Origin of the sequence: Mycolicibacterium sarraceniae (genome assembly GCF_010731875.1) — a bacterium.
In the GTDB taxonomy this organism is placed as follows: domain Bacteria; phylum Actinomycetota; class Actinomycetes; order Mycobacteriales; family Mycobacteriaceae; genus Mycobacterium; species Mycobacterium sarraceniae.
On sequence record NZ_AP022595.1, the window covers coordinates 3,904,237 to 3,928,027 of the forward strand.

Annotated in this window: 23 protein-coding genes and 2 pseudogenes; 12 read left to right on the forward strand and 13 right to left on the reverse strand. The window is 66.4% G+C overall.

Annotated elements, in window-relative coordinates; genetic code table 11:
- Positions 1-60: 60 nt before the first annotated feature.
- The 6 genes and pseudogenes from G6N13_RS19545 to G6N13_RS25410 all read left to right on the forward strand — a co-directional run.
- A complete protein-coding gene (locus G6N13_RS19545; protein WP_235677825.1) occupies positions 61-432 on the forward strand; it encodes a DeoR/GlpR family DNA-binding transcription regulator in 372 nt (123 codons plus the stop codon).
- Positions 429-566 carry a hypothetical protein gene (locus tag G6N13_RS19550; protein ID WP_163699632.1) on the forward strand — a complete coding sequence of 46 codons (138 nt, stop codon included), beginning with the start codon at positions 429-431 and terminating at the stop codon, positions 564-566. The genes G6N13_RS19545 and G6N13_RS19550 overlap by 4 nt, the downstream gene beginning before the upstream one ends.
- A gap of 4 nt (positions 567-570) precedes the next feature.
- On the forward strand, positions 571-2,001 hold the full coding sequence (locus tag G6N13_RS19555; protein ID WP_163699635.1) for an FGGY family carbohydrate kinase: 1,431 nt from the start codon (positions 571-573) through the stop codon (positions 1,999-2,001).
- Positions 1,998-3,383, forward strand: coding sequence for an NAD(P)/FAD-dependent oxidoreductase (locus G6N13_RS19560; RefSeq protein ID WP_163699637.1), 1,386 nt, complete (start codon positions 1,998-2,000; stop codon positions 3,381-3,383). Before G6N13_RS19555 ends, G6N13_RS19560 begins: the two co-directional genes overlap by 4 nt.
- On the forward strand, positions 3,380-4,633 hold the full coding sequence (locus G6N13_RS19565; RefSeq protein ID WP_179965023.1) for an NAD(P)/FAD-dependent oxidoreductase: 1,254 nt from the start codon (positions 3,380-3,382) through the stop codon (positions 4,631-4,633). The genes G6N13_RS19560 and G6N13_RS19565 overlap by 4 nt, the downstream gene beginning before the upstream one ends.
- Positions 4,634-4,703: 70 nt before the next feature.
- Positions 4,704-4,864: pseudogene (locus G6N13_RS25410) on the forward strand (PPOX class F420-dependent enzyme); the annotation flags it as partial.
- Positions 4,865-4,876: 12 nt separating this feature from the next.
- Here the strand turns inward: G6N13_RS25410 and G6N13_RS19575 are convergent.
- Both G6N13_RS19575 and G6N13_RS19580 read right to left on the reverse strand, forming a co-directional pair.
- Entirely contained in the window at positions 4,877-5,779 is a 903-nt protein-coding gene (locus tag G6N13_RS19575) for a DMT family transporter (RefSeq protein ID WP_163699639.1), read from the reverse strand.
- A 111-nt stretch (positions 5,780-5,890) separates the two neighbouring features.
- Entirely contained in the window at positions 5,891-8,647 is a 2,757-nt protein-coding gene (locus G6N13_RS19580) for a glycoside hydrolase family 2 protein (RefSeq protein WP_179965024.1), read from the reverse strand.
- 228 nt (positions 8,648-8,875) lie between these two features.
- Between G6N13_RS19580 and G6N13_RS19585 the strand changes: the two genes are divergently transcribed.
- From G6N13_RS19585 to G6N13_RS19595, 3 genes are read left to right on the forward strand one after another with little or no spacing between them, the layout of a single operon-like run.
- On the forward strand, positions 8,876-9,541 hold the full coding sequence (locus tag G6N13_RS19585) for a GNAT family N-acetyltransferase (RefSeq protein WP_163699641.1): 666 nt from the start codon (positions 8,876-8,878) through the stop codon (positions 9,539-9,541).
- A gap of 6 nt (positions 9,542-9,547) precedes the next feature.
- Positions 9,548-9,748, forward strand: coding sequence for a hypothetical protein (locus G6N13_RS19590; RefSeq protein WP_179965025.1), 201 nt, complete (start codon positions 9,548-9,550; stop codon positions 9,746-9,748).
- Between the two features lie 25 nt (positions 9,749-9,773).
- A complete protein-coding gene (locus tag G6N13_RS19595) occupies positions 9,774-11,042 on the forward strand; it encodes a competence/damage-inducible protein A (RefSeq protein WP_163699643.1) in 1,269 nt (422 codons plus the stop codon).
- A 309-nt stretch (positions 11,043-11,351) separates the two neighbouring features.
- Here G6N13_RS19595 and G6N13_RS19600 read toward each other — a convergent pair whose 3' ends face one another.
- The 3 genes from G6N13_RS19600 to G6N13_RS19610 are packed head-to-tail and all read right to left on the reverse strand — an operon-like array spanning position 11,352 to position 14,317.
- Positions 11,352-12,269 carry an alpha/beta fold hydrolase gene (locus G6N13_RS19600; protein WP_163699645.1) on the reverse strand — a complete coding sequence of 306 codons (918 nt, stop codon included), beginning with the start codon at positions 12,267-12,269 and terminating at the stop codon, positions 11,352-11,354.
- Positions 12,270-12,327: 58 nt separating this feature from the next.
- Positions 12,328-13,797 (reverse strand): amidase, encoded by a 1,470-nt coding sequence (locus G6N13_RS19605; RefSeq protein ID WP_163699647.1) that lies wholly within the window; start codon positions 13,795-13,797, stop codon positions 12,328-12,330.
- Positions 13,798-13,852: 55 nt separating this feature from the next.
- Complete coding sequence (locus G6N13_RS19610) at positions 13,853-14,317, reverse strand: hypothetical protein (RefSeq protein ID WP_163699649.1); 465 nt, start codon at positions 14,315-14,317, stop codon at positions 13,853-13,855.
- Between the two features lie 215 nt (positions 14,318-14,532).
- Here G6N13_RS19610 and G6N13_RS19615 point away from each other — a divergent pair, with 215 nt between their 5' ends.
- Positions 14,533-15,267, forward strand: coding sequence for a hypothetical protein (locus G6N13_RS19615; RefSeq protein WP_163699651.1), 735 nt, complete (start codon positions 14,533-14,535; stop codon positions 15,265-15,267).
- 212 nt (positions 15,268-15,479) lie between these two features.
- On the opposite strand, the gene G6N13_RS19620 is transcribed toward G6N13_RS19615, so the two are convergent.
- A complete protein-coding gene (locus tag G6N13_RS19620; protein ID WP_163699654.1) occupies positions 15,480-16,346 on the reverse strand; it encodes an AraC family transcriptional regulator in 867 nt (288 codons plus the stop codon).
- 25 nt (positions 16,347-16,371) lie between these two features.
- Between G6N13_RS19620 and G6N13_RS19625 the strand changes: the two genes are divergently transcribed.
- The gene (locus G6N13_RS19625) at positions 16,372-17,634 is read left to right on the forward strand and encodes an amidohydrolase family protein (protein WP_163699656.1); all 1,263 of its coding nucleotides are present in this window, start codon (positions 16,372-16,374) and stop codon (positions 17,632-17,634) included.
- A 33-nt stretch (positions 17,635-17,667) separates the two neighbouring features.
- Here G6N13_RS19625 and G6N13_RS25745 read toward each other — a convergent pair whose 3' ends face one another.
- The 7 genes from G6N13_RS25745 to G6N13_RS19655 all read right to left on the reverse strand — a co-directional run bounded on the left by G6N13_RS25745 (position 17,668) and on the right by G6N13_RS19655 (position 23,003).
- On the reverse strand, positions 17,668-17,802 hold the full coding sequence (locus tag G6N13_RS25745; RefSeq protein ID WP_268949064.1) for a hypothetical protein: 135 nt from the start codon (positions 17,800-17,802) through the stop codon (positions 17,668-17,670).
- 38 nt (positions 17,803-17,840) lie between these two features.
- Positions 17,841-18,884, reverse strand: a complete 1,044-nt coding sequence (gene speB, locus G6N13_RS19630) for an agmatinase (protein ID WP_407663755.1) — start codon at positions 18,882-18,884, stop codon at positions 17,841-17,843.
- A gap of 90 nt (positions 18,885-18,974) precedes the next feature.
- Positions 18,975-20,099 (reverse strand): GGDEF domain-containing protein, encoded by a 1,125-nt coding sequence (locus tag G6N13_RS19635; RefSeq protein ID WP_163699658.1) that lies wholly within the window; start codon positions 20,097-20,099, stop codon positions 18,975-18,977.
- Between the two features lie 151 nt (positions 20,100-20,250).
- Complete coding sequence (locus G6N13_RS19640; RefSeq protein ID WP_163699660.1) at positions 20,251-20,853, reverse strand: class I SAM-dependent DNA methyltransferase; 603 nt, start codon at positions 20,851-20,853, stop codon at positions 20,251-20,253.
- 34 nt (positions 20,854-20,887) lie between these two features.
- Positions 20,888-21,634, reverse strand: a complete 747-nt coding sequence (yaaA, locus tag G6N13_RS19645) for a peroxide stress protein YaaA (RefSeq protein ID WP_163699662.1) — start codon at positions 21,632-21,634, stop codon at positions 20,888-20,890.
- A 185-nt stretch (positions 21,635-21,819) separates the two neighbouring features.
- Positions 21,820-22,599 (reverse strand): molybdate ABC transporter substrate-binding protein, encoded by a 780-nt coding sequence (gene modA / locus G6N13_RS19650; RefSeq protein ID WP_407663942.1) that lies wholly within the window; start codon positions 22,597-22,599, stop codon positions 21,820-21,822.
- Positions 22,599-23,003, reverse strand: a complete 405-nt coding sequence (locus G6N13_RS19655) for a TOBE domain-containing protein (RefSeq protein ID WP_163699667.1) — start codon at positions 23,001-23,003, stop codon at positions 22,599-22,601. Before G6N13_RS19655 ends, modA begins: the two co-directional genes overlap by 1 nt.
- Positions 23,004-23,402: 399 nt before the next feature.
- Here G6N13_RS19655 and G6N13_RS25415 point away from each other — a divergent pair.
- Positions 23,403-23,788: pseudogene (locus tag G6N13_RS25415) on the forward strand (CDP-diacylglycerol diphosphatase).
- Positions 23,789-23,791 lie beyond the last annotated feature (3 nt).

Sequence of the window (23,791 nt, forward strand, 5' to 3'; positions counted from 1 at the left end):
CAGCGCCGGTCAGGTCGTCAGAACCGACGAATTGGTGCGCCGGCTCCCACGGCGGTCGCGGTGGCTCGCGCGATCCCTCGAAGCTTCACCGGAACCGTCATCACGCCGTCGGTGCCAGTCGCGGTAGAACTGGCCGATCGCCCCGGCATCGAGATTCTGCTGGCCGGTGGCCGCGTCCGGCCGGGCGACCTCGCCTGCTCGAACGCCCACACCAAAGCCTTCTTCGCCGACATCTATGCCGCCCGTAGCTACATTCTGGCCGATTCCGCGAAACTCGGTCAGGTCGCGCCCTATCGGGTCTGCGGACTCGGGGAGGTCGACGGCCTGATCACCGACCGGAACACCCCGACAGCGATTGCGGCCGCCTTCCAAGAGCCCGCAGGTGTGGTTCCCGCGGGACCGAACCGCTTTCCCGAAAGTCCGATCCCATGACAGACTCTTCCGCACCGTCGGGTATCCATGCGGGCTTGCTGCTCGGAGTAAAAGAGCTCAAGATGCCCGAATTGCGGTCGATCGACGTCGAACTCGACCAGATTGCTGCTGGCAGGACGCTACGAGGGCGGTGACTCAGTGACGGTGCTGGCGATCGACCAGGGCACCTCGGGTACAAAGGCGATTGTGGTCGACCCCGCAGACGGGATCGTGGGCCTGGCCGAGGTCGCCGTGCGCCCGCGGTATCTCAACGGCGGCGGCGTCGAGCACGATCCCGACGAACTGCTTGAGTCTGTTCTTGGTGCTGGCCGCGCCGCAGTCGCTCAGGCTGGTCGCCCCATTCACGCTGTCTCGCTGGCCAATCAGGGCGAAACGGTGCTGGCCTGGGACCGCCAGACCGGTCGCCCGTTGACGCAGGCGATCGTTTGGCAGGACCGGCGGGCCGGCGAGGTGTGCGACGGACTCAGCGCGCACGCCGAACAGCTGGCTGAGCGCACCGGACTGGTGCTCGACCCCTATTTCTCGGCACCGAAAATGGCCTGGTTGCGCCGCAACCGGGAGACCGGTGGGGTGATCACGACATCGGACAGCTGGTTGTTGTACCGGCTGACCGGCGCGTTCGTCACCGACGCCACGACGGCCAGCCGGTCCCTGGCCGTCGAGCTCGGCGGGCAGGATTGGAGCCCGGAGTTGCTGGCGCTGTTCGGGCTCGAGGACGAGCAGCTGCCAACGATCGTGTCCAACGACGAAATCATCGGTACCACTGCTGAATTCGGCGCCGAGATACCCGTCGGCGGCGTAGTCGTGGACCAGCAGGCGGCACTTCTGGCCGAAGGGTGCTTCGACCAGGGGATGGCGAAATGCACGTTCGGCACCGGTGCCTTTCTGTTGGCGAACACCGGAGAGACTGCAGTTCGTTCAGCCAGCGGCCTCACCTCGTCCCTGGCATGGCGGATAGCCGGCAACGACACCTTCTGCGTCGACGGTCAGGTCTACACCGCGGCATCGGCGATCCGGTGGCTTTCCTCGCTCGGCGTCATCACCGGTGCCGAGGAAATGGACGGCCTGGCCGCCCCCGACAACGGTGGGGTCATGTGCGTCCCCGCCTTCGCCGGGTTGGCCGCACCGCGGTGGAAAGCGAGTGCCACTGCATCGATTTCGGGTATGACGCTGTCCACCGGCCGCGGGCACATCGTGTTGGCGGTCCTGCAGGGCATTGCCGGACAAATCGCCGAGCTGGTCAGTGCCATCAACGCCGATACCACCAGCGCATTGACGACGCTGCGCGCTGACGGTGGATTGACGCAGTCGAAGGTGCTCATGCAGGCTTGCGCTGACATTGTCCAGTTGCCCGTCGAAATCTATCCATCAGCGCACGCCACAGCACTCGGCGCCGCGGCGCTGGCCCGGCTCAGTCTTCAACCGCAGCAATCGGTGCGCGAGGTCGTCGCTCACTGGCAACCATCGGCCACGTACGAGCCGAGCTGGACACCGACCCGAGCGGCCGAATTCGCCGACCGCTGGCGGCAATTGGCCGACACCACCTACTCCCAGGAGGGCCTGAAATGACCGTCGGCTACGACGTGGCGGTGATCGGTGGCGGCATCGTCGGGTCTGCCATCGCCCGTGAGTTGGCAGGCTACGAGCTGTCGGTCGCGCTGATCGAAGCGCGCGACGACGTCGGCGACGGCACCAGCAAGGCCAACACCGCGATCCTGCACACCGGGTACGACACCAAGCCCGGCACCCTGGAATCGACGTTGGTCAGCCGCGGCTACCGCCTGTTGTCCGACTATGCGGGATGTACAGGCATTCCGATCGAACACACCGGCGCGATCCTGGTCGCCTGGGACCAGGAGCAGCTCGACGCGCTACCCGGTCTATTGGAGAAAGCCCAAGCCAACGGCTACCAGCGATGCGAAATCATCAGCGCACCAGCCGTATACGCCGAATTACCGCACCTCGGCACCGGCGCCTTCGGCGGCCTGACCGTGCCCGACGAATCGATCATCTGCACCTGGACGGTCAATCTCGCCTTAGCCACTGACGCCGTGAACCGCGGCGTGACACTGCTGACGAACCACCGCGTCGTCGGCATCGACGTCACCTCGGCCACCACATCGGTTCACACCAATCAGGGAACCGTCACGGCCCAATGGATCATCAACGCCGCAGGCCTTGGTGCCGACCACCTCGACGGCCTGTTCGGGTATCGCAGGTTCACGGTGACCCCCCGCCGCGGCGAGCTCATCGTCTATGACAAACTCGCCCGTCCTCTGGTCGACAAGATCGTGCTCCCGGTTCCGACCGCCCGCGGCAAAGGCGTCCTCATCAGCCCCACCATCTACGGCAACGTCATGTTGGGCCCCACCTCCGAGGATCTGCAGGACCGCGCTGCTACCGGCACCTCCGAAGCCGGTTTGGCGTTCCTGCTCGGCAAGGGCCGTCAGCTCATGCCGAAGCTGCTCGACGAAGAGGTCACCGCCACCTACGCCGGCCTACGCGCGGCAATCGATCGCGGCGACTACCTCATCGAGGCCGACCCTGCGCAGCGCTATCTGCTGGTGGGCGGCATCCGCTCCACCGGTCTCTCCGCGGGGATGGCCGTCGCCGAGTACGTCCGCGGCCAACTCGGCACGGCGGGACTGACTCTCATTCCACGCCGCACACTCCCGGATCCACCCCGGATGCCCAACCTCGGCGAGGCGTTTCCACGCCCATACCAGCAGGCCGACACCATCGCCGCCGATGCTGCATACGGCCGCATCGTGTGCTTCTGCGAACGGGTCACCCACGGCGAGATTCGCGACGCATGTCAGTCGGTGATTCCGCCGGCTGGACTGGACGGACTGCGGCGGCGCACGCGGGCGATGAACGGCCGCTGCCAAGCGTTCTACTGTGGGGCAGACGTGCAAGACCTTTTCGACACCTGCTCAGAAAGCCAGCGATGACCGCCATCGACACCGCAGACGTCGCCATTGTGGGGGCCGGCCCCGCCGGCCTCACCGCCGCCGCGATTCTTGCCGGCGAGGGCCTCAAAGTCATTGTCGCCGAACGAGAATCCGAACCCGGCGGCATCCCGCGACACAGCGAGCACCCGGGCTACGGTATCCGCGACATGAAGACGTTCATCAGCGGACCCGCCTACGCCCGGCGGCTCACCGACCGTGCCCTCGCGGCGGGCGTCACGATCCAGACCGACACGATGGTCACCGGCTGGACCGGCGAGATGACGCTGGATACCACCTCACCGAAGGGGCGCATACACCTCGAAGCTCGGGCCATCGTCTTGGCCACCGGCGCACGGGAGCGAGCCAGGCCGGCCCGATTGATCCCCGGCGACCGCGCTGCGGGCGTCTACACCACAGGACAGTTGCAGAATCTGGTTCACCTCAAACACCGTGCCGTCGGGCAGCGAGCCGTGGTGGTGGGTGCCGAATTGGTCAGCTATTCGGCGGTTCTCACGCTCAAGCGCGCGGGCTGCAGGACCGAACTCATGACAACCGAGTATCCGTCGCCCGAGTCTTACGGACTGTTCAATCTTGCCGGTAAGACGCCGCTGATGGACGTGACGATCGCCCGCCGGACCCGAGTCACCCGCATCATCGGACAGCCCGTCGTCAGCGGAGTCGAGATCCAAAATCTCGATACCGGCGAACGGCGCGTCGTCCCGTGCGACACGGTGGTGTTCACCGGCGACTGGATTCCCGACCACGAGATCGCCAGGGCCGCCGGATTGGACATCGATCCCGGCACATTGGGTCCGGCCGTCGATACCGCCCTGCGTACCAGCAGGCTCGGCGTCTTCGCGGTGGGCAACCTTCTACATCCGGTGGACACCGCCGATATCGCCGCCCTCGACGGCCGCCACGTGGCCACGCACGTTCACGCCCACCTCAACGGCAGCCGCCCGGCCCCATCGGGTGTGCGCATCGAAGCGGCGGACCCGCTGCGCTGGGTCGCGCCGAACATCCTGCGACCAGGCGATCCCGCGCCCGCCCGGCATCGGCTGCTGTTGTGGACCGACAGATTGGTTCGCACGCCCAAAGTCGTTGCGCGCCAAGATGGTAAGACCTTCGGAAGGAAGACCTTGCCCTGGCCGGCGTCGCCGGGGCGGGTCTTCCGGGTGCCATCGAGCATCCTCGACGGCGTCGATCCGCAGGGTGGAACGGTGACGCTGTCCCTCGGCAACGCACCGTGACCCCGAACAAGTCAGATCATCCGGGATTGCTCCGCGTCGAGCGGCACATGAAGCAGTCCGGTGAGGATGGCGACGAGTTGGTGACGGCGCACCCGAACTCCTGCGGGAGCTCGCCAACGTGATGATCACCGCTGAGGGTGTGCCGTTCCCGCCCGATGACGCACCACCGGGCTACACCTCACCCGAATCCGGATCGACTCGGTGGGCGGCGTCGGCCCTTGGGCGGGGTAAGGATGGGGCAGACTAATCGCCCCCGGGTACCCGGGTCTTGGCTTTGGCCTCCAGTTCCTCTTCCCAGGCTCCCTCGTCGCGCCCCAGAGCGATCGTCGCAGCAGCCATGGTGACGACGGCGATCGCGAGTATCGCCGCGGCCGGCTTGCTGACCGCCAGGTGCTCCCCGAGCACCACTTCACCGAGGAATACGGCAACCACCGGTTCGAGAACAAGCATTGCCGGCACGGAGGCCCGCAGCGCTCCGGAATGGAAGGCGGACTGCTGCAGCAGCGTCGCGATGACTCCGACGGCGATCACCACGTAGAGCACCGGTGTGGTCATCAGGCGCATCATGCTGCCTTCGCGCACGATGTGCATGACCAGTTTGGTCAGTACGGCCACCACGCCGAAGAGGACGCCGACGCCGACCGCCAGCAGAAGCGCGCGCCGCCAGTTCGACAGTCGCAGCGATACCAGCAGACAGCCCGCCACGAACAGCAGGCTGATCCCGGCCACGATGATCGCGGGCAGTTCCGAGCCTTCGTAGTCGCCGGGTTTGGTGCGCGCCAGTGATACGAACACCGCCAACGCGATCGTTAGGACCATGGCCCACACCCATTCGGTGCGGGAGACCCGCCGGTGGGCCAGCCGCGCGCTCAGCGGCAGCGCGAACAGCAGCGCCGACACCATCAGCGGGGCGACCAGCAGCAGCGAACCGTAAGCCAGCGCGACCGCCTGGAAGGCGTATCCGGTGACCGCGGCGGCGGTCCCGGCCCACCACAGCCGGCGGCGCAGCAGCGTGGACCACATGACGGTGCTGACGCCCTGATCGCGGGGCACGTCCATGGTGGCGCGCTGGCGCACCACGATTCCGATGGCGGCGAACACCGCGGCGGCAAGGGCGGCTGCCACGACGAGGGCGTGTTGCAGCAAGATCCGTCCCTTCCGAATGGTGGTGTTGTTGCCGATGTATGGGCGGTGGGCGTTAGCACCGAATGTAGGGCACGCGGGCAAACGATGACCGGCACAGGGCCGCGGCGGATGTCAGCGCACCTGTACGACCACCGGGGTGGTGTTGTATCCGCTGACCCTGACCCAGCTCGGGGTTGGCCCAGAGTCGGGCACCCGGCCCGTGATCTGGACGGTCTCTCCCGGGAACACGGTCACGTAGTTGTCGTCGTATTCGATCGGCAGGATCTCGTCGGCCAGTGGACTGGCCAGCAGTTCGGCCCGCTCGAAGAACGCGACCCCACGCGTCGGGTTGTGCAGGCTGATGGTGACGTCGTGCCCGGCGTCCTGATCGGCGGTGGCGGTGACGTCCAACGGCACCTTGGCCATCGAGTTCAGCGCGGTCATATCGGCCCAGCTGACCTGATTGGAGTTGAACGCCGCGTCGTTGGCGGGCGGTCCGACGTCATCTGCTTGCTGGGACTGCCAGTACACGTTGTTGGCCAGCACGTTGCCCGCAGGGTCGAGCAGCTCGGCGCGGACGAAGAACACGGGCGAGTCGGCCGGCCCGGGCGGCAGCGTCATCGCCGCGACCGCTCCGCCCGGATCGACACTGATGTCGTCGGAGGCACGGTCGTCGCGCAGCGCGCCCAGCAGGTCGTAGGTGCGCACCCGCACCCGCAGGTTCTCGTGCGAGTCCGGAGTCTGGTTGACGACGGTCACGCGCGCCTGACGATGGTTGCCGGCGGCGTACGAGTCGAACACCACCGATAACGGCTGCAGGCCCTTCTTGGCACCGTAATAGGCGCCGCCGGGCCGCAGGTAGTAGTCGAAAATGTTGCCGAAGAACGACGGCCAGTGGCTGTTGAGCATCCAGTAGATCGTCATCTTGTGACCGTCCCAGCCGTTCGCGGCGAACGACTCGAACTGCGCGCGGGTGGCCTCGTAATGGGCCAGTTGGGCCTTGTCGGCGAACATGTGCGCATTGGTCGACGGGCCGTAGCGGCGATCGATGACGCGCTGGACGTTGGCCAGCCGGGAGTTCTGTGGATCGGATCCGGCGTGGAAAAACCAGGTGTCGTTGATCGGCCACAGTTTGTCGGGAGGGATGAATTTCTGCAGGCTTGGATAAGGCGGGATGTGCTCGTTATCGCCTTGTTCGGCCGACGAGCCGCGGGCCGCCCCGTACTCACCGGCGAACCAGTAGGACGGCGGGCGCCAGCTGTAGGGGCCGGCCATCTGGATGCCGTCCCACAGCTGCCGGCCGTCGGCGTCCCGGTTCAGCGAGGACACCGTGTCAACGGTGGCGTTCTGCCAATGCAGATCCGACAGGATCTGGTGATATTCGCCCAGCACTTCGGCTGGCGGGCGACCGTCACTGCCGTTGGCCCACACGAACACCGAAGCGTGCGAGCGCAGCATCGCGATCTGGCTTCGCATGCTCTCCTGCGAGACGCGGCGGTCCTCGTCGTCCCACTGCTGCCACTTCTCCCACTGGTTACAGCACATCCAGCCGTACATGAGCGGGATGCCGAGCTCGTCGGCCATCTGGACGAACCGCTGCGAGGAGATCTTCGACTCCAGCCGCAGCATGTTCAGCCCGAGGTCCTTGACGTAGCCCAGGATAGCGGCGTCGCGGTCGGGATCGTATTTGTAGAGCAGGTCGGGGGTATAGGTGGCACCGCGGACCAGGAAGTTCTTGCCGTTGACCTGCAGGTAGAAGTTGCCGCCGGTGCCCAGGTCGGCGAAGGTGTCGTCGGAGTCGCGGCCCTGGGCGACCTGCCGGACACCGAACTTGAGGTTGGACTCCTCTGTTGCCTTTCCGCCCTGGACGAACTCCAGCTTGAGGTCGTACAGATCGGGCCGGCCCATGGTGTAGGGCCACCATAGATCGGGGTGGTCGACGACCAGCGCGGCGAACTTCTCCGGGCTCAGCGTGACCTCCCGCTCCTCATTGGGCATCAGCGAAACCGGCTCGTCGACGTGGATGGGCGCCTTGCCGTCGCGGGTGATCGTGGCCCGCAGTACGCCGCGCACCCTCTCGGCGGAGTAGTTGCGCACAGGCGCGTAGACCGTCAGCCGCGCGCTGTCGGTGTCGGGCAGCGGAAGCACGGTGTTGACCGTCGCGTCGCCGATCGCTACCGCCCCGGACGTCTTGAGGTACACCGGTTTCCAGATGCCCGCATTGCGGTCGGGCACGAAGGAATTGCCGTTGGCGGGGTTCTTGTCCGGCCCCTGGTAGCCCAGGTAGCGCCAGTTGATCCAGTCGTACCAGCTGTCAGCGAGCTCGACGCCGTTGACGTCTTGGATGGCCCGCTCGGGAGTGACCTTGACGGCTAGGGTGTTGGGCTTGCCCGGTGCGATCCAGCGGGTGACGTTGAGTTGGTGGTCGTTGTACATGCCGACGACCTGCCTGCTGTCGGCAACGCGGCGGCCGTTGAGCCAGACCTCGGCGCGGTAGTTGATCCCGGTGAAGTCCAGGACGTAGTTGGGATAGTCACCCGGCGCGGTGAACGTGGTGCGATACCACCAGTCCTGCTGGTAGAGATCCTGAGGCACGTCCTCGAGCAAGTTCTTGCCGTAATAGAGGTTCGGGTAGACACCGTCGTCCTGCAGGGTCTGCAGAACGGTGGCGGGCATCCGGCGCACCGGGTGCCAGGAAGCGGCGTCGTAGGTGTTCGCAGAGATCGCCGCGCCACCGTCGGGTAGATCCTGCGCCGACGAGAGCCGCCACCCGTCGGCCAGCTCGATGTCCTGGGCGGGCTGCGGCGGCGGGCCGCTGAGCACCCGCAGATCACCTGCACACACCAGCAGGAGCAGGATGACGAAGATCGTCCCGAAGGTCTTCGCCAACGTCCCCAAGCTCCTCGTGTCGAGATCTGCGACAGGACATCCCAGCGCAACCGATCATCTGCCGCGCGTTCATCTTGACAGAGCCGCAGTGCACACGCCGCATTCGGCGGGCCCCTCCATGGTGCGCAACCCGGCACCCAACGGCATGTCGACGACGATCGATGCACGTCGCCGACGGAGTTCGCGTGGAGCCCACCGAACTCAGCGCGCCGATCTAGGCTTAGGCCCATGACCGACCTCGACCGCGCAGCCGCCCGCCGCGAGATTGCCTACGCTCTGCTGAAGGCTCTCGAACGCCGCCATGAAGTACTCGACGTGATTGTCGACGCCGATGATCGCGCCTCAGCCGTAGATGCCATCAGCGCGATGCTCGGCACGTCCCGCCTGGGCAGCGAAGCCGTCCTGGGATTGTCGTTCGACCAGGTGACCAAGGCATCGCGTGACCGTATCGCCGCCGAGATCAACGATCTCAACAGCCAGCTGTCGTTCCTCGTCGGCGAGCGTCCGGCGAGCTCGGATGACAGTTTGCAGCTTCGCCCTTTCTCCGATGATGACGACCGGGATATCTTTGCTACCCGCACCCAGGAGATCGGTGCCGCCGGTGACGGTTCGGGCGCGCCGGCCGGCACGCTGGACGACGAAATTCGTTCCGCCCGAAGCCGTTTGAGCGCCGAGGAGGCGGCCTGGTTCGTCGCCGTCGACGGCGACGACAAGGTGGGCCTGGTGTTCGGCGAGCTGGTCGGCGGCGAGGTCAACGTGCGGGTCTGGATTCACCCCGACCACCGGAAGAAGGGGTACGGGACCAGCGCCCTGCGCAGGTCGCGCAGTGAGATGGCGGCCGCGTTCCCCGCTGTGCCCCTGGTGGTCCGGACGCCCGGCGCGGCGCCGCACTGACGGGCCGTGTTGATCTATCGCAATAGGTACCGCTCCGGCGCCAACCAGCTCAGCACCGAACTGGCCGCCGAAACCATCCGGCCGTTCGAAAAGGGTAACTACCGCGCCATCTGGTGGTGCTGCACCGCGGCCGGCAAGATCGGTCACGTGCCGGACACCAACGCCTGGCTGCAGACCCTCGGGCTTGCTCCCGATCCGGTGACCTAGACCCTCCTGCGTAGGCTCGCTCGGTATGAGCGTGCGCGCGGGAATCGTGGTCACCGGCACCGAAGTTCTGACCGGACGCGTGGCCGATGCCAACGGCCCCTGGGTCGCCGACCGGCTCCTGGAGTTGGGTGTCGAACTGGCGCACATCACCATCTGTGGGGACCGCGCCGCCGACATCGAGGCGCAGCTGCGCTTCCTGGCAGCCGAAGGGGTGGACCTGATCGTCACGACCGGGGGCCTCGGGCCGACCGCCGACGATATGACGGTCGAGATCGTGGCCCGCTTCTGCGGTCGCGAGCTCACACTCGACATCGAACTCGAAGCCAAGATCGCGGCCATCCTGAAGAAATTGATGGCCCGATTCAGCGGGGTTGATTTCGACGCTGTGCGCGCGGCCAATCGCAAGCAGGCGATGGTTCCGGTGGGGGCGGACATCCTCGACCCGGTCGGGACAGCACCGGGCGTCGTGGTCCCCGGCGCACCGACGGTGTTGGTCCTTCCCGGGCCACCGCGTGAGCTTCAGGCAATGTGGCCGGCCGCGATCGCGAACGACGCCGTCCAGCGCGCGATCGTCGGCCGGACCATCTACCGCCAGGCCACGGTCCGGATGTTCGGTCTTGCGGAGTCGGGACTGGCCGAGACGCTGCGCGAGGCCGAAAGCATCTCGGGCTTCACCGATCTGGAGATCACCACCTGCCTTCGCCGTGGCGAAGTGGAGATGGTCACCCGTTACGAACCACACAGTGTCGCGGCATACGAGAAGCTGATGGACTTGGTGCGTGCCCGGCACGGGGACATGGTGTTCTCCGAAGACGGTTCACTGATCGACGATCTGGTCGCCCGGCTGCTTAGCGGACGACGCATCGCCACTGCCGAATCGTGCACCGCCGGGCTGCTGGTTGCCCGCCTCACCGATCAGCCCGGCGCGTCGGCCTATGTCGCGGGCGCGGTCGTGGCCTACGCGAACGAGGCTAAGGCCGACGTTCTCGGGGTCGACTCAGCGCTCATCGACGCACACGGGGCGGTGTCGCAGGAAGTCGCTGAAGCCATGGCGGCTGGTGCATTACGCCGATTCGGCGCCGATACCGCGGTGGCGATCACCGGGATCGCCGGGCCTGGCGGCGGTACTGAGGCCAAACCGGTGGGGACCGTGTGGTTTTGCGTCGCGCTGGCCGACGGCACCGCGGTGAGCCGAGCGGTCCGGCTGCCGGGCGAGCGCGCTGATATCCGCGAGCGATCCACCACCGTAGCCATGCACCTGCTGCGACGGATCCTGCTCGGGTTGCGCGACTAAGCGAGGCAGACTTCGGCTTCGCTCTCGGCCGGCTCCGGATTGCACAGCGCGAACATCCGCGCCCCGAAATCCCCGGATGGCAACGAGATCACTGAGTGTTCGGTATTTCACCGAGGGCAATGCGGCCTCGGCTCTGGAATTCACCGGCCCGATCGTCGACCCGGTACCACTTGATTTGGTCACCGATTGATTTGGTCACCGACTTCGGCAAGGCACAAGACTCACTGACCAAGAGCCAGTTGGGCGCATAGCGAAAGACGTTGCCAGCCTGTAGTCATCGACTCAATGCGCGAGCGCAGCGGTCCATAATCACAGGCTGGTTTCGCTGCGATCCCATAGCTCGAGCATGGTGCTCAGAATGTCCTCGGCGCGACCAAGACCCGCGAGATGACTCTCGCCGGGCAGCACGTTGAGTTCGGCATCAGGCAGCCTGGACACCACGTGCTGGCCATGTGCGAACGGCACGATGTGGTCGCGGTCCCCGTGCCACCAGCGAACCGGCACCTTGACCTCATCGAGGCGGAACCCCCAATCCCGGGCAAAGACCACCACGTCGGCGAAAGGCGCCGCGAGCTGCTTTCGACTGCCGTTGAGCAGATCGTCGAGGAACATCGCCTTGAATTCGGGGCGGACCAGCATCTTGCGGTCACCCTCTGGAGAGATCCCGGCGTAGATATAGAGAGCGGGCTCGGCGACCGGTTTGATCAACCGGATCAGACCGACCGCAGCCAGCCGCAGCGGGGCCCCGGCGAGTTCGATGAGCGGGGCAGCCGCGATCCCCACCTTCATCAATCCGCCGCCGATGGCGTCCGGGCCGACGGTCGGAGCCACTCCGCCGAGCACCGCGGCACCGACGATCCGGTCGGGCATCGCGGTCGCGCAGCCCAGGGTGTACGGGCCACCACCGGACAGTCCGACGACGGCCATCTTGTCCACGCCGAGGGTGTCGGCAATGATCGCCAAGTCGCTGGCGAAGGCCAGTACGTTGTCGTATTGGAACGGGGTGGACGCCCCGATCCCGGGCCGGTCGATGCCGATGAGCCGGATGCTGTTCTGTTCGGCAAATACCCTGGCTTCCATCGGAATCTGGCGCCTGGCCCCCGGAGTGCCGTGCAACCAGAAAATGGCCCGGCCCGACGCGCTGCCGAATTCGGCAAAACCGATCCGGCGGTCCTCGCCGACGGCGACATTGCCTTCCAGCTTCGGACGCGCAATAGAGACGACCATGGTCACAGTGTGTCACGCGGATGACACCGTCCGCGCGGTTCACCCAAAGGCGCGATGGTCAGGACAAGGGTGCGCCGAGCCACCCCTGCGGACGTCGGTGAGCCCATGGCGTGGCCTGTTCCAGCTGGCCGCCCAGCTGCAGCAGAATGGTCTCGTCGCGTGCCATCAGCTGGACTCCGATGGGCAGACCGTCCTCGGTGACCGCCAGCGGCAGAGAGATGGCGGGCCAGCCGGTCACGTTGGCCATCGTCGTCCAGCCGGTGTGGGCGAACTCGACGTCGAAGAACGCCCGCGTGGTTCCCCGGGGTCGGTCCAAGACGCCATAGGGCGGTGGCGGCGCCAGCAGCGTCGGAACCAGCAGTACGTCGTGCGCAGTCATGCCGTCGGCGAACCGGCGGGTCTGGGCGTGGATGGTGTCGATCGCCCCGGCATAGTCGACGCCGGTCGTGGTGAAGCCTTCGCGCATCATCACCCAGCTGCTGGCTTCGAACTCGTCCTCGAGTGGGTCGCGGCCCAGATGTGCTGCCGCGAAGTTGTACAGCTGCACGTTGCTGACGTTGTGCAGTACGGCGATCGCGGTGGCGACGGCGTCGGCGTCGAAGCCAGGCGCTCCGGGCTCGACGTGATGGCCGATCGATTCCAGTGTGCGCCCGGCATTTTCGACGGCGGCGACCACCCGAGGGTCGGTCCGCGGGGCGGGGAAAGGGGAGTGGGTCGCGATCAGGATCCGCTGTGGCGGCGGTGACTGGTGCAGCGCGCTCAGGAATGACTGGGTAGGCAGCGCAGCGTTATAGGGATCGCCCGGCGCCGCGCCGGTCACCGCGTCGAGCAGTGCGGCACTGTCACGAATGGTGCGGGTCAGCGCATGTTCGACGGCCAGCCCCTCCAGCAGATGACCGGACGGTGCGAACGAGGTGCGCGCCCGACGGGGTTTGAGCCCGACCAGTCCACAACAGGCGGCGGGTACCCGGATCGAGCCGGTCCCGTCACCACCCGAGGCGGCAGGTACGACGCCGGCGGCCACCGCCGCGGCCGACCCGCCGCTGGAACCGCCCGGCGTGATGTCCGGCGCCCACGGATTGGCGGTCCGGCCGAACAACGACGGCTCGGTGGTGCAGTGGTTGCCCCATTCCGGGGTGTTGGTCTTGCCGAACACCACCAGACCGGCCGCCAGGTAGCGCTCGACGATCCATGCCGTCTGGGTCGCGACGTGGTTGCGCAGCGCCCGGGAACCCATCGCCTCCCGGGCACCGGCCAGCGAGGCGCCAAGATCCTTGAGCAGGAACGGAACTCCGGCCAATGGATCGGCCGCGCCGGTGCGCAGTGTGCCGGACTGGTCCAGGGCAGCGGCCTGATTGCGACCGCGGTCAAACAGATCGGTGATCACGGCATTGATCCCGCGGCTGGCTTGGGTCCGGGTGATCGCCGCGTCGAGAAGCTCTACCGCCGACAATTCCCCGGACGCGACCAGCGCAGCCTGCCCGATGGCGTCGAGACTGGCGAGTTCAGCGGCGTATGTGGCATCCATTGGCACCGAATCCTCGCCGCCGTGGGCCCAGGCTGCAAGCCCGGGCGCGAGATGGTCAGTTACCGCCGGGTGAAACCAGTTGGGTGGCTTCGTTCTGCTGGGCAGCGGCCTGCTGGGCCGCGGCCTGCTGCGCGGCGGCCTGCTTTGCGGCCTGCGCGTCCTCGGCCGCCTTCTCGGCTCGGCCCTCGGGGCTGGCCAACGAGTTGCCAGGCGTGCCCGCTTTCGCGAGCTTGGCGTCGCAGTTCAGGTACAGCAGCACGGTGTTGGTGACCGGGGAGAAGTTGTCGCCTTTGAGCCAGGGCGCTTTCTGCGAGTGCGTCACCACACAGTCGCTCTGACTTACCCCATCACCGACCGACGAGGCAATGACGGCCTTTTGCCCGGCGCTGCTGATCGCCGCAGAAGCGTCCGCGTATGACTTTCCGGCGTAGTCATCGGCCTGCGCCACCACGGATCCAAGGGTGAGCGACACCGCGCCAAGGGCGACGGTCCCGAATCCGATTCGAATGAAGTTCGTCATACAAGAGACCTCCAGCCCAGCCACCACCACGGCGCGTCACAGTCGCCGGGACGCGAACAATGAGAATAAGACCTGATTCTGTCAACACGCTGGGGGACAGCCGGTTGAATCCTGGTAGCCACCGAAAACCGGGCTTTCCGACTCTTTGCCTGCCGGAGTTCCACTCGTCACTTCACCGATATCGTCCGGTCGGCCCGAACGAGTTGACTAGGCGCATGTCTGATTCCACCACCGAGTCCGAAACCGTATCTGCCACTTCGCCCGTCGACGACGTCGTCGCCCACATCGTCATCGAAGAAACCGCTGACGAACCCGTCGACGCGCTCCTCGAGGAGTTCGATGAGGAGTTCGTAGCGCAAGACGCGCCCGCCGACGATGAGCAGGAGCCACCGATGAACATCATCATCCGCCAGGTCCTCGAACGCCAGATCGCCGTCGGTCAGGCTCTGAGCAGCCAGTTGGTCGACGCCGCAACGGATATCACCACTGTTATCGCCCACGCGCCGGCAGCGTTCGCAGGAGCCATCCAGGACGGCGAGACCATCGCGTCAGCGTGGGAACGCACCGGCTCGGGCGTGCAGGATGTGCTCGGCGAGGCCGGCGGCCGGTTGCGCACGGCCGTCACCAACTACGTCGGGCATCAGGCCACGCTGCCGGTCGCCGTACTCGGATATGCGGGCGAGGTGGCCGGATCGTTTGCCTCCGCCCAAGGAACTGTTGCGGGTTCGGCCCTCAATGGTGCCTTCGCGGTGGCGAGCGCCGCCGCCCAGGGTGACAATGTCCGTGAGGTGTTCGTCCGCAACGTTACCGAGTTACGCGCCACGGCGGTCGCTGCTCGCGGTGACGTGAGCGAATCGGCCAAGCGCGCAAGCCGGGAGATCCGCGGCGCCGTCGGCGGTGAACTCGGAATCCTGGTCGCCGCGATCAGCGGCGCCGACGAGGAATCTTGACAGACAACGAACTTCCGGTGATAAACCGCACATCCAGCCGTGTGGCACGGCGGCGGGTCTCAGCCGGCTGGCACAGTGGAGTCGTGACACAGACACGGCGATCACGATCGAGCCAATTGCGCCACCCGTTGGCGTTGGGGTTCGAAGCGCACCGCGGGTTGTTGTTGCTGCGCCTGCGCTGGCACGAGCGCACGCATCGGCGCGAGCTCACCTCATCCGCTGGTGACACGCCTTCGGTATAACGACGGGGTCTCCCCGCAGAACTGACTGAAGGCCCGGGTGAATGAGCCGACACTGTCGAAGCCGACCGCGGTCGCGGTCTGCTGGACGCTCTGTGTTGGTGCAGCCAGCAAGGCCATCGCGCGCAGCATCCTGGCATGCAAAAGATAAGTACACCAAGTCATTTCGGCCTCATTCTGAAATTGGCGGCGTAGTGTGCGCTCGGAGACTGCAACCGCACGGCACACCTGCTGCAGACTCACCGATTGCAGATGCTCTTTGGTGTAGGCCATCGCGGCCGAGACTACCGGGTCATCGGAACTCGGAAGACTCAGCGGGGCTTCATGATCCAATGCCTCAGCCACCAAATTGGCCAGCGTCTGGAAGAACGCGTCGGAGGCTCTGTCCTCTGCGGCGTCAGTCGACCCCCGATAGATCGGCCACCGCAGTGCGTACAGCATCATCTCCCGGACCAGGGGGGATACCGCCAGGATCCGCGCCCGGTCGCCGGGGTCAGGGATGAGCTCGGGATCGAACATCACGGCCAGGGTCTTGACCGACGGATTCATGGTCGCCTGATGCTCAAGGCCGGCCGGTATCCACGCCGCCTGCTGAGGAGGAAGCAGGTAGTGCGCCGACGCCGTCTCGACCTCGACCACCCCGCCGATCGCGTACTCGATCTGGTGTACATCATGAAAATGCCAGCCGGTGACCAGCAGTTCGCCCTCGTAGAGATAGCTACCGGCCAGCACCCGCCCGCCCCGGCGCAGCTCCACCTGGCCGATATTGGCCGGTTGAGCGCCAGGGCGATTCTTGGCCGGTTGAGCTAAAAATCTGGCCGAATGTGCGGAGACGGTCACGATTATCGAGGGTACAACTTATGTCATGAACGTCGACGATCTGATTCTGGTGAGCATTGATGACCACGTGGTCGAGCCCCCGGATATGTTCCTCAACCACGTCCCCGCCAAGTACAAGGCCGACGCGCCGATCGTCGTCACCGACTCTCACGGCGTCGATCAATGGATGTACCAGGGTCGCCCGCAGGGCGTCAGCGGCCTCAACGCAGTGGTCTCCTGGCCCGCCGAGGAGTGGGGCCGCGACCCGGCCCGTTTCGCCGAGATGCGTCCCGGCGTGTACGACGTGCATGAGCGGGTCCGCGATATGGACCGCAACGGCATCCTGGCCTCGATGTGCTTCCCGACGTTCACCGGCTTCTCCGCACGCCACCTCAACATGACTCGCGAAGACGTCACCCTGGTGATGGTGTCGGCCTACAACGACTGGCACATCGACGAGTGGGCCGGTTCGTACCCCGACCGCTTCATCCCGATCGCGATCTTGCCGACGTGGACTCCTGAGGGCATGTGCACCGAGGTCCGGCGGGTGGCGGCCAAGGGCTGCCGGGCGGTCACCATGCCCGAGTTGCCGCACCTCGAGGGTCTGCCGAGCTATCACGACGAGGACTACTGGGGGCCGGTGTTCCGCACGCTGTCCGAGGAGCAGGTTGTCATGTGCCTGCACATCGGGACCGGATTTGGCGCGATCTCGATGGCGCCCAATGCGCCGATCGACAATCTCATTGTCCTGGCCACCCAGATCTCGGCGATGTGCGCCCAAGATCTGTTGTGGGGCCCGGCGATGCGAAATTACCCAGACCTGAAGTTCGCGTTCTCCGAGGGCGGCATCGGCTGGATCCCGTTCTATCTGGACCGCAGCGACCGGCATTACACCAACCAGAAGTGGCTGCGCCGCGACTTCGGCGCCAAACTGCCCAGCGATGTGTTCCGCGAGCATTCACTAGCCTGCTACGTCACCGATAAGACGTCGTTGAAGCTGCGCCACGAGATCGGCATCGACATCATCGCGTGGGAGTGCGACTACCCGCACTCGGACTGCTTCTGGCCCGATGCGCCCGAGCAGGTGCTGGCCGAGTTGAACGCCGCGGGCGCCTCGGACTCCGATATCAACAAGATCACCTGGGAGAACTCCTGCCGGTTCTTCGGTTGGGATCCGTTCGCCCGCGCTCTACGTGAGGAAACCACCGTCGCAGCACTACGGGCGAAGGGTGCCGACGTCGACGTCTCCATCAGGCCGCGAGCGGAGTGGGCGCGGCTCTACGAGGCGAAGCAGCTCACCAAGGCCTAGGTGTGTCCCGAGTCGCGCGTCTGATTGCTTCCCTCACGTGCACCACGATGTCGTCGGGCGATCCTCGGCGATCACGTGAATGACAATCCAGCCCAGCTGTTCACGAGCAACCTGCACGATCACCGGCGAGGCGGCCGGCGCCGACCTGAAGAACCCGATGGCCGGCATGATCAGCAAGAAGAATGCCCTCCGGGCCGTGCGCGACGCTAGGCCAACGGGGACGGCGGCCCCGGTTTGACGTTCGCCGCGTCGCGGCGGCGGGCCGCCATCCCGCCCAGCGCCTCGAACACCACCCGGTGCGCGGCGTTGACGGTCAGCTCGGCGTGGTCGTACGCCGGGGCAACCTCAACGACGTCGACGCCGACGACGTCGTGCTCATAGCAGAGCTGACGCACCATGCGCAGCAGGTCGGCGCTGGTGATTCCGCCCGGCTCAGGGGTTCCGGTACCGGGAGCATGGGCCGGGTCGAGAACGTCGATATCGACTGAGACATAAAGCTTGTCGGCCTTGGCCAGCGCTTCGCCGACCGCCCGTTTCATCACTTCTTTGAAGCCGTGGTCCCAGATCTCCTGCATGGTGTGCCAGACCATGCCCTGTTCTCGCATCCACTCGAAGGTGTCCTGCGGCGGCCAGTAACCGCGCAACCCGACCTGCACGAAATGCGTCCCCGGCACGGCACCGGACTCGATCAACCGGCGCATCGGGGTGCCATGGCTGGCCAGGTTGCCGTCGATGATGTCGGCGGTATCGGCATGCGCGTCGAAATGCACGATCCCGACATTGCCGTAGCCGTGCACATCGGCGACCGCGGTGGCCGACGGCCACGTGATCGAATGGTCGCCACCCAGTACGACCGGGACGATGCCGCGCGAGGCGATCGTGTGCACCCGCTCGCGGATGTTGGCGTGCGACACCTCGGTGGATCCGTGCGGGCAGTGCGCGTCGCCGAAGTCGACGACCTCCAGCCAGTCGAAGATCTCCAGCCCGAGATCCATGTGATACGTCCCGGGTTCGTAGGCGGTGGAACGAATCGCCCGCGGGCCGAACCGGGCGCCGGGTCTATTGGTGGTGGCGATGTCGAACGGCGCCCCAACGATCGCCACATCAGGCTTCCAGTTGTCCAACTGCTCGGGCTCGGTCAGGAAGGGGCGCTGCCCGAACGAGACCATTCCCGCATACGGCAGATCCAGCTGTTCGGCCATACCGGGTGGAAGTTCACGCTCGGGTTTGTGGTCGTGGCCGTGGCTCATTCGGCAGACATTACCGGCGCGATCGGGCCGCCGTGGGCCAGGTTCGCGGGCGCGGCGTCATCGACCCGGAATCGCCTGCGGCGCCCTGATTTACAACATCGGGGTGTCGTACCCATCGGTCTCGTCGTCGAAGATGCTCAGGTTCGGCCGCACCACATAGCGCGCCTGGTTCCCACCGGCGCGGCGCGCTTCGTACATCGCGGTGGTGGCCAGCGCGACGATTTCGTCGAGGATTTGGTGCGGCGGATGTTCGACGAGCGGTCGCAGCGGCGTGCTGACCACCCCGATACTGGCCGTCATGCCGGACGGCGTCGCCGCTATCGCGCCGCGGATCCGCTCGATCAACGGTGACGAGTCGGGGGTGGTGAAGCAGTCGGCGACGAAGAATTCGGCGTCGCCGACGTGACCCACGATCGCATCGCGGCGCACGGTTTCGCGCAACGCCTGCCCGGCGGCGATCCGCGCACGGTTACCACCACGGTTGCCGGCAACGGCGACCACCGCCGCGAAGCTGTCGATGTTGACGACACCAATCACCAGATAGCGATCGTCGTCGCGATTACGCGAGGCCAACAGCGTCGCGGTCTGCTGATAGAAGGCGTCGCGGTTGAGCAGCCCAGTGAGGGGTTCCACGGCGTCGGCGTCAGCCTCGGTGCCGCTCAACCAGACCACCAGCCGGCAGGAGAGCGCGGCGAACACATACAGCAGCAGCATCAACGCGACCCCGGCCAGCGCCAGCTGGAGGTCGACGTGGACCATCCGGGAACCCTGGTAGGCGAGCGTGGCGACGGCTACGGCGAGGATCGACGCCAGCAGACGCGGTCCGTGGAACAAGGCCGTGTAGCCAATGATCAACGCGAATGACGACGACCCGAGCAGCCCGTACATCGGGGGTGCCAGAATGACCGTTCCGATCGGGATTGCCACGGCCGTGATCACGACCAGCAACGCGGATTCCGTCCTGGTCGGCCAGCGGTGACGCAGCCAGATGAAGGTGGAGACGAAGCAGAGGATGCCCACCGCGATCAGCAGCTCATGGCCAATATTCCCCTGGAATCTCGCCGAACTGCTGATCGTTCCGAGCGTGATCAAGCCGAGAGTGAAGACGCAGCCGGCGATCACGCGGGCGGTGCAGGTCTGCGCGCCTCGGGCGGCCAGCAACGCCGTGAGGGTGTAGTACTGGTTCGCAGGACGGCCCGAGAACGCCGAACGCATCAACCAATCCCTCCCTGATCGCACCGATGAAACAGGCTTGCCAGCAACGATCTCGCTGTCAACCCACCGGGCCCGGACAACGAGCCTAGCGAACGGTTTCTGCACTGGCCACCCCCCGGTTTTACGAAAACTTGCACCGGCGACGGTTTTGTCAGCGCGGCGAACGGCGAGACCGGTGCACCGACACGGCGTAATCGCCGCCGCGAAACGGCTTGCGATCCCACGTCGCCCAGCGCACCACTGGCAACAGGCCGGCCTCTTCGGCCGCCTCGTCGTACCGCTTCAGTGACAACCCGTCGGGCCGAATGGAAAACCCGGCGACCAGCAGACCCCCCGGCCTCAGCCGTCCCGTCAACCCGGCGAGAACCTGTGCCTCGGTGCCCGGTTCCAGAAAGATCATCACGTTGCCGGCCAGTAGAACGAGGTTGACGCGGTCGATTCCCGCCGACGTCAGATCGGCGGCCAGGTCAGCCTCGATCCACCGCAGCTGCGGCGCCTTGGCCCGCGCGGCGGCCAACATGCCCGCATCGGAGTCGACACCGGCCACCGAATACCCGCGGTTGGCCAATTCGATGGCCACCCGCCCGGTGCCACAGCCCGCGTCGAGGACCGAGGTGCCTCCCGATTCGCGCAGGATGCTCTCCACCAGATCGGCCTCACCGTGGATGTTGTGGCCGGCGGCGGCCAACGATTTCCACCGGGCGTCGTATTCGTCGCCGCGCGGTGCCGATGACGTGCGCCAGCGGGAGCTCATGTCCCCATCTTGACACCGGTGCCTCGGCTATCGGTCAGGCGGCGACGATGACGGTCAGTTCGTTGCCGCTTCGCTCGACCTGCATGCCGGCCCGTCGCGCCACCGCGGCGACGGCGGCCGCGTCACCGGGTTCGGACCGGGTCGTGGCGAGAACCCGGGCGAGTCGCCCCTTGTGCGCCTTGTTGAAGTGCGTGACGACAGTGCGGCGGCCGTCGGGATGTTCGGCCAGGACGTCGACGCGCACCGCGTCGGGGACCTTGCCCAGGCCGGCATACGACCCCGAGCGCAGGTCGACCACCAGCTCGGCGGCGGCCAGCTCGGCCAGCACCGGCTCCAGGACGGGACGCCAGCGGGCGGCCAAGGTCGCACTGCTCGGGAGTTTGGACGAGGCCGACAGCCGGTAGGCCGGAATCTGGTCATCGGCCCGAAGCAGTCCGAACAGTGCGGAGCCGACGGCCAGCCGAGAATGCGCGCGGGCGGCTGCGGCACCCTGAAGCGACTCCACGTCCAGCGCGTCGTAGAGCACCCCGGTGTAACGGGTGATCGCCGGCAGCGTCGGTGAGCTCAGCAGCGTGGCATTGCGTGCGATCTCGGCGTCCTGGGCGGGGGAGATGCCGAGGGCGCGACGACAGGCGGACGGCTCGGCCGCCAGCGCGACGAGCTCTTCGACCAGTTCGGCGCGCACCGGGTTCAACGCTTGGTTGGCGAGCTCACCGAACCGAAGCGGGGGCCCGTCGCCGCCACTGCGCTTGGTCTCTGACGGCGGAAGCAGAACGATCACGCCCCAGACCGTAGCGGGGCGCGCGCCGATCTCGGCAACCACGCCGCACGCTTGGTCCACCAGTGTTTGACACCTCCAGGCCGGCGAACCCGGCCCGTACACGTGACCCATCAGGTCGAGGTCCGCGTGGTAGCCGTAGCAGGTTTCAGGGCGCGGCAGGCCCACACTTCGAGCCTGCCACAGGACTACGGCTTGCCGAAACCGGCTTTCGTCAGGATCTGCTGGCCGACGGGACCGGTCACAATCTCGACGAATTTCTGCGCCAGAGAGGCATTTCCGGCTTGTTTGAGGGTCGCGATCGGGTAGGTGTTGACCGCACCGGCCGCCTCGGGGAACGATACCGCGCTGACTTTGTCGCCGGCGCCGGCGACGTCGGTGACGTAGACCAGGCCGGCGTCAGCCTGACCGCTGGTCACCTTGTTCAACACGTCGGTGACCGAAGACTCCTCACTCACCGGCGCCAGCGTCACCCCGGTCTTGGTCTCCACGGTTTTGGTGGCCGACCCACACGGCACCTGAGGGGCGCACACCACCACATTGAGACCGGGTTTGGCCAAATCGCCAAATGCGGCGATGCCCTTCGGGTTTCCGGGGGCGACCGCGATGGTCAGGGTGTTGGAGGCGAAGTTCACCGGTGAGCCCGCCAGCAGACCCGCCTGGGCGGCCTTGTCCATGTTCTTGGTATCGGCGGAGGCGAACACATCGGCGTGGGCACCCTGAGTCAGCTGGGTCACCAGATCCGAGGAGCCCGCGAACGAGAACTCCACCGTGGCACCGGGATTGTCCTTACTGAACTGATCGCCGATCTTGGTGAAGGTCTGCTTCAGCGACGCTGCGGCGAACACGACGATCTTCTGTTGCGCCGCCGACGGCGACGGGTAGGTCGACGGCTGCGACGAGGAACCACACCCCGCGGTGGCCGCGATCAGCAGACCGGCAGCCAGTACCAGTACCAACTTCTTGATCACGATTCTCCTGACGTTTCGACGATGACGGTGGTGGCCTTGACGACGGCCACCGCGACGCTTCCCGGTTCGAGGTTCAGTTCCCGCACCGCGTCGGTGCTCATCAGCGAGACAACGGTGAAGGGACCGCACTGCATCTCCACCTGGGCCATCACGGTGTCGGTGATGATCCGGGTGACAAGACCGGCGAACCTGTTGCGCGCCGAGCTGGCAACGGACAGCGGGTCTTTGGGCGCCGCCGCGGCATGCGTGCTGGAGTAGGCCGCCAGCGCCGCGCCGTCGACGGTCTTGCGGCCGGATTGGTCACTGCCCGTTGGCAGCTCACCGCCGTCGATCCAGCGCCGGATCGTGTCGTCGCTCACGCCGAGTAACTCGGCGGCTTCTCGGACCCGCAGCATCGGCACGGCCGAATGCTAGCCGATCCCATCCGCAACTACGGACCATATTCCGGTTTGGACCCGCACATGCGGCGTAGCGGGGGAGGGCGCGCTCGTCTCACCCCAGTAGCGTGTGGTGCGCGCGAGATATGCGTGGCAGCGCACCGCTGGCAGCGGCAGTGGCGCTGATTCTGGTTCTGTTCGGCTCGCCCAGGGCCCACGCCGACTCCCACGCCCTGTAGACGATCCTCCACGACAAGTGCGTCGCCGATGTGCAGCAGTATCGCGACCCCGCGCCGTGTTCCCGGGTAGACCTCAGCGGCGGGGAAGACCGCGGCTACGCAGCGCTCAAAGACATCGTGGGGGATCGGCAGGACCTGCCTGATCCCGACCGCGCGCATCGCCGGGATCGAAAGCCCCGAGCTGCTGGACCCCGGCACGACGAACTATTTCGCCGCGGCCTGGCAGGCTCGGTCGTTCGTCGAACAGCAAGCCGGCGGAACCATCGCGCGGGACTGGATGAGCCTGGCAATCAACTCCGCGGTGGCACGCACCCAGAACCAGTTGCACATCCACGTCGACTGTCTGCGCGCCGATGTCCACGACGCGCTGTCCTCGCCGACGGCCTCGACGGCGCGCGCGCCGATATGGGGTTCTACACGCTGGTCGTGGTCGGGGCCACCGACGCCGCGGGCCGGCCCGGCTTCGTCGTCCTGGCCGACCGTGCCGATGCCCAGACCGGCGCCGGCGCTGAGGAACTGCAGGACCACGATTCCTGCCCGCAACCGGCGACGCGGACCACCGCGAAGTAGCAG

Bases quoted from the DNA above. Each gene is read 5' to 3' on its own strand.
- G6N13_RS19565 (WP_179965023.1), top strand. From the start codon at position 3,380: ATGACCGCCATCGACACCGCAGACGTCGCCATTGTGGGGGCCGGCCCC.
- G6N13_RS19610 (WP_163699649.1), bottom strand. From the start codon at position 14,317: ATGACGAACTTCATTCGAATCGGATTCGGGACCGTCGCCCTTGGCGCG.
- G6N13_RS19640 (WP_163699660.1), bottom strand. From the start codon at position 20,853: ATGAGCTCCCGCTGGCGCACGTCATCGGCACCGCGCGGCGACGAATAC.
- G6N13_RS19625 (WP_163699656.1), top strand. From the start codon at position 16,372: ATGAACGTCGACGATCTGATTCTGGTGAGCATTGATGACCACGTGGTC.
- G6N13_RS19605 (WP_163699647.1), bottom strand. From the start codon at position 13,797: ATGGATGCCACATACGCCGCTGAACTCGCCAGTCTCGACGCCATCGGG.
- G6N13_RS19550 (WP_163699632.1), top strand. From the start codon at position 429: ATGACAGACTCTTCCGCACCGTCGGGTATCCATGCGGGCTTGCTGCTC.
- G6N13_RS19635 (WP_163699658.1), bottom strand. From the start codon at position 20,099: ATGCGTTCGGCGTTCTCGGGCCGTCCTGCGAACCAGTACTACACCCTC.
- G6N13_RS19585 (WP_163699641.1), top strand. From the start codon at position 8,876: ATGACCGACCTCGACCGCGCAGCCGCCCGCCGCGAGATTGCCTACGCT.
- G6N13_RS25745 (WP_268949064.1), bottom strand. From the start codon at position 17,802: ATGCCGGCCATCGGGTTCTTCAGGTCGGCGCCGGCCGCCTCGCCGGTG.
- G6N13_RS19560 (WP_163699637.1), top strand. From the start codon at position 1,998: ATGACCGTCGGCTACGACGTGGCGGTGATCGGTGGCGGCATCGTCGGG.
- G6N13_RS19615 (WP_163699651.1), top strand. From the start codon at position 14,533: ATGTCTGATTCCACCACCGAGTCCGAAACCGTATCTGCCACTTCGCCC.
- speB (WP_407663755.1), bottom strand. From the start codon at position 18,884: ATGAGCCACGGCCACGACCACAAACCCGAGCGTGAACTTCCACCCGGT.
- G6N13_RS19595 (WP_163699643.1), top strand. From the start codon at position 9,774: ATGAGCGTGCGCGCGGGAATCGTGGTCACCGGCACCGAAGTTCTGACC.
- G6N13_RS19600 (WP_163699645.1), bottom strand. From the start codon at position 12,269: ATGGTCGTCTCTATTGCGCGTCCGAAGCTGGAAGGCAATGTCGCCGTC.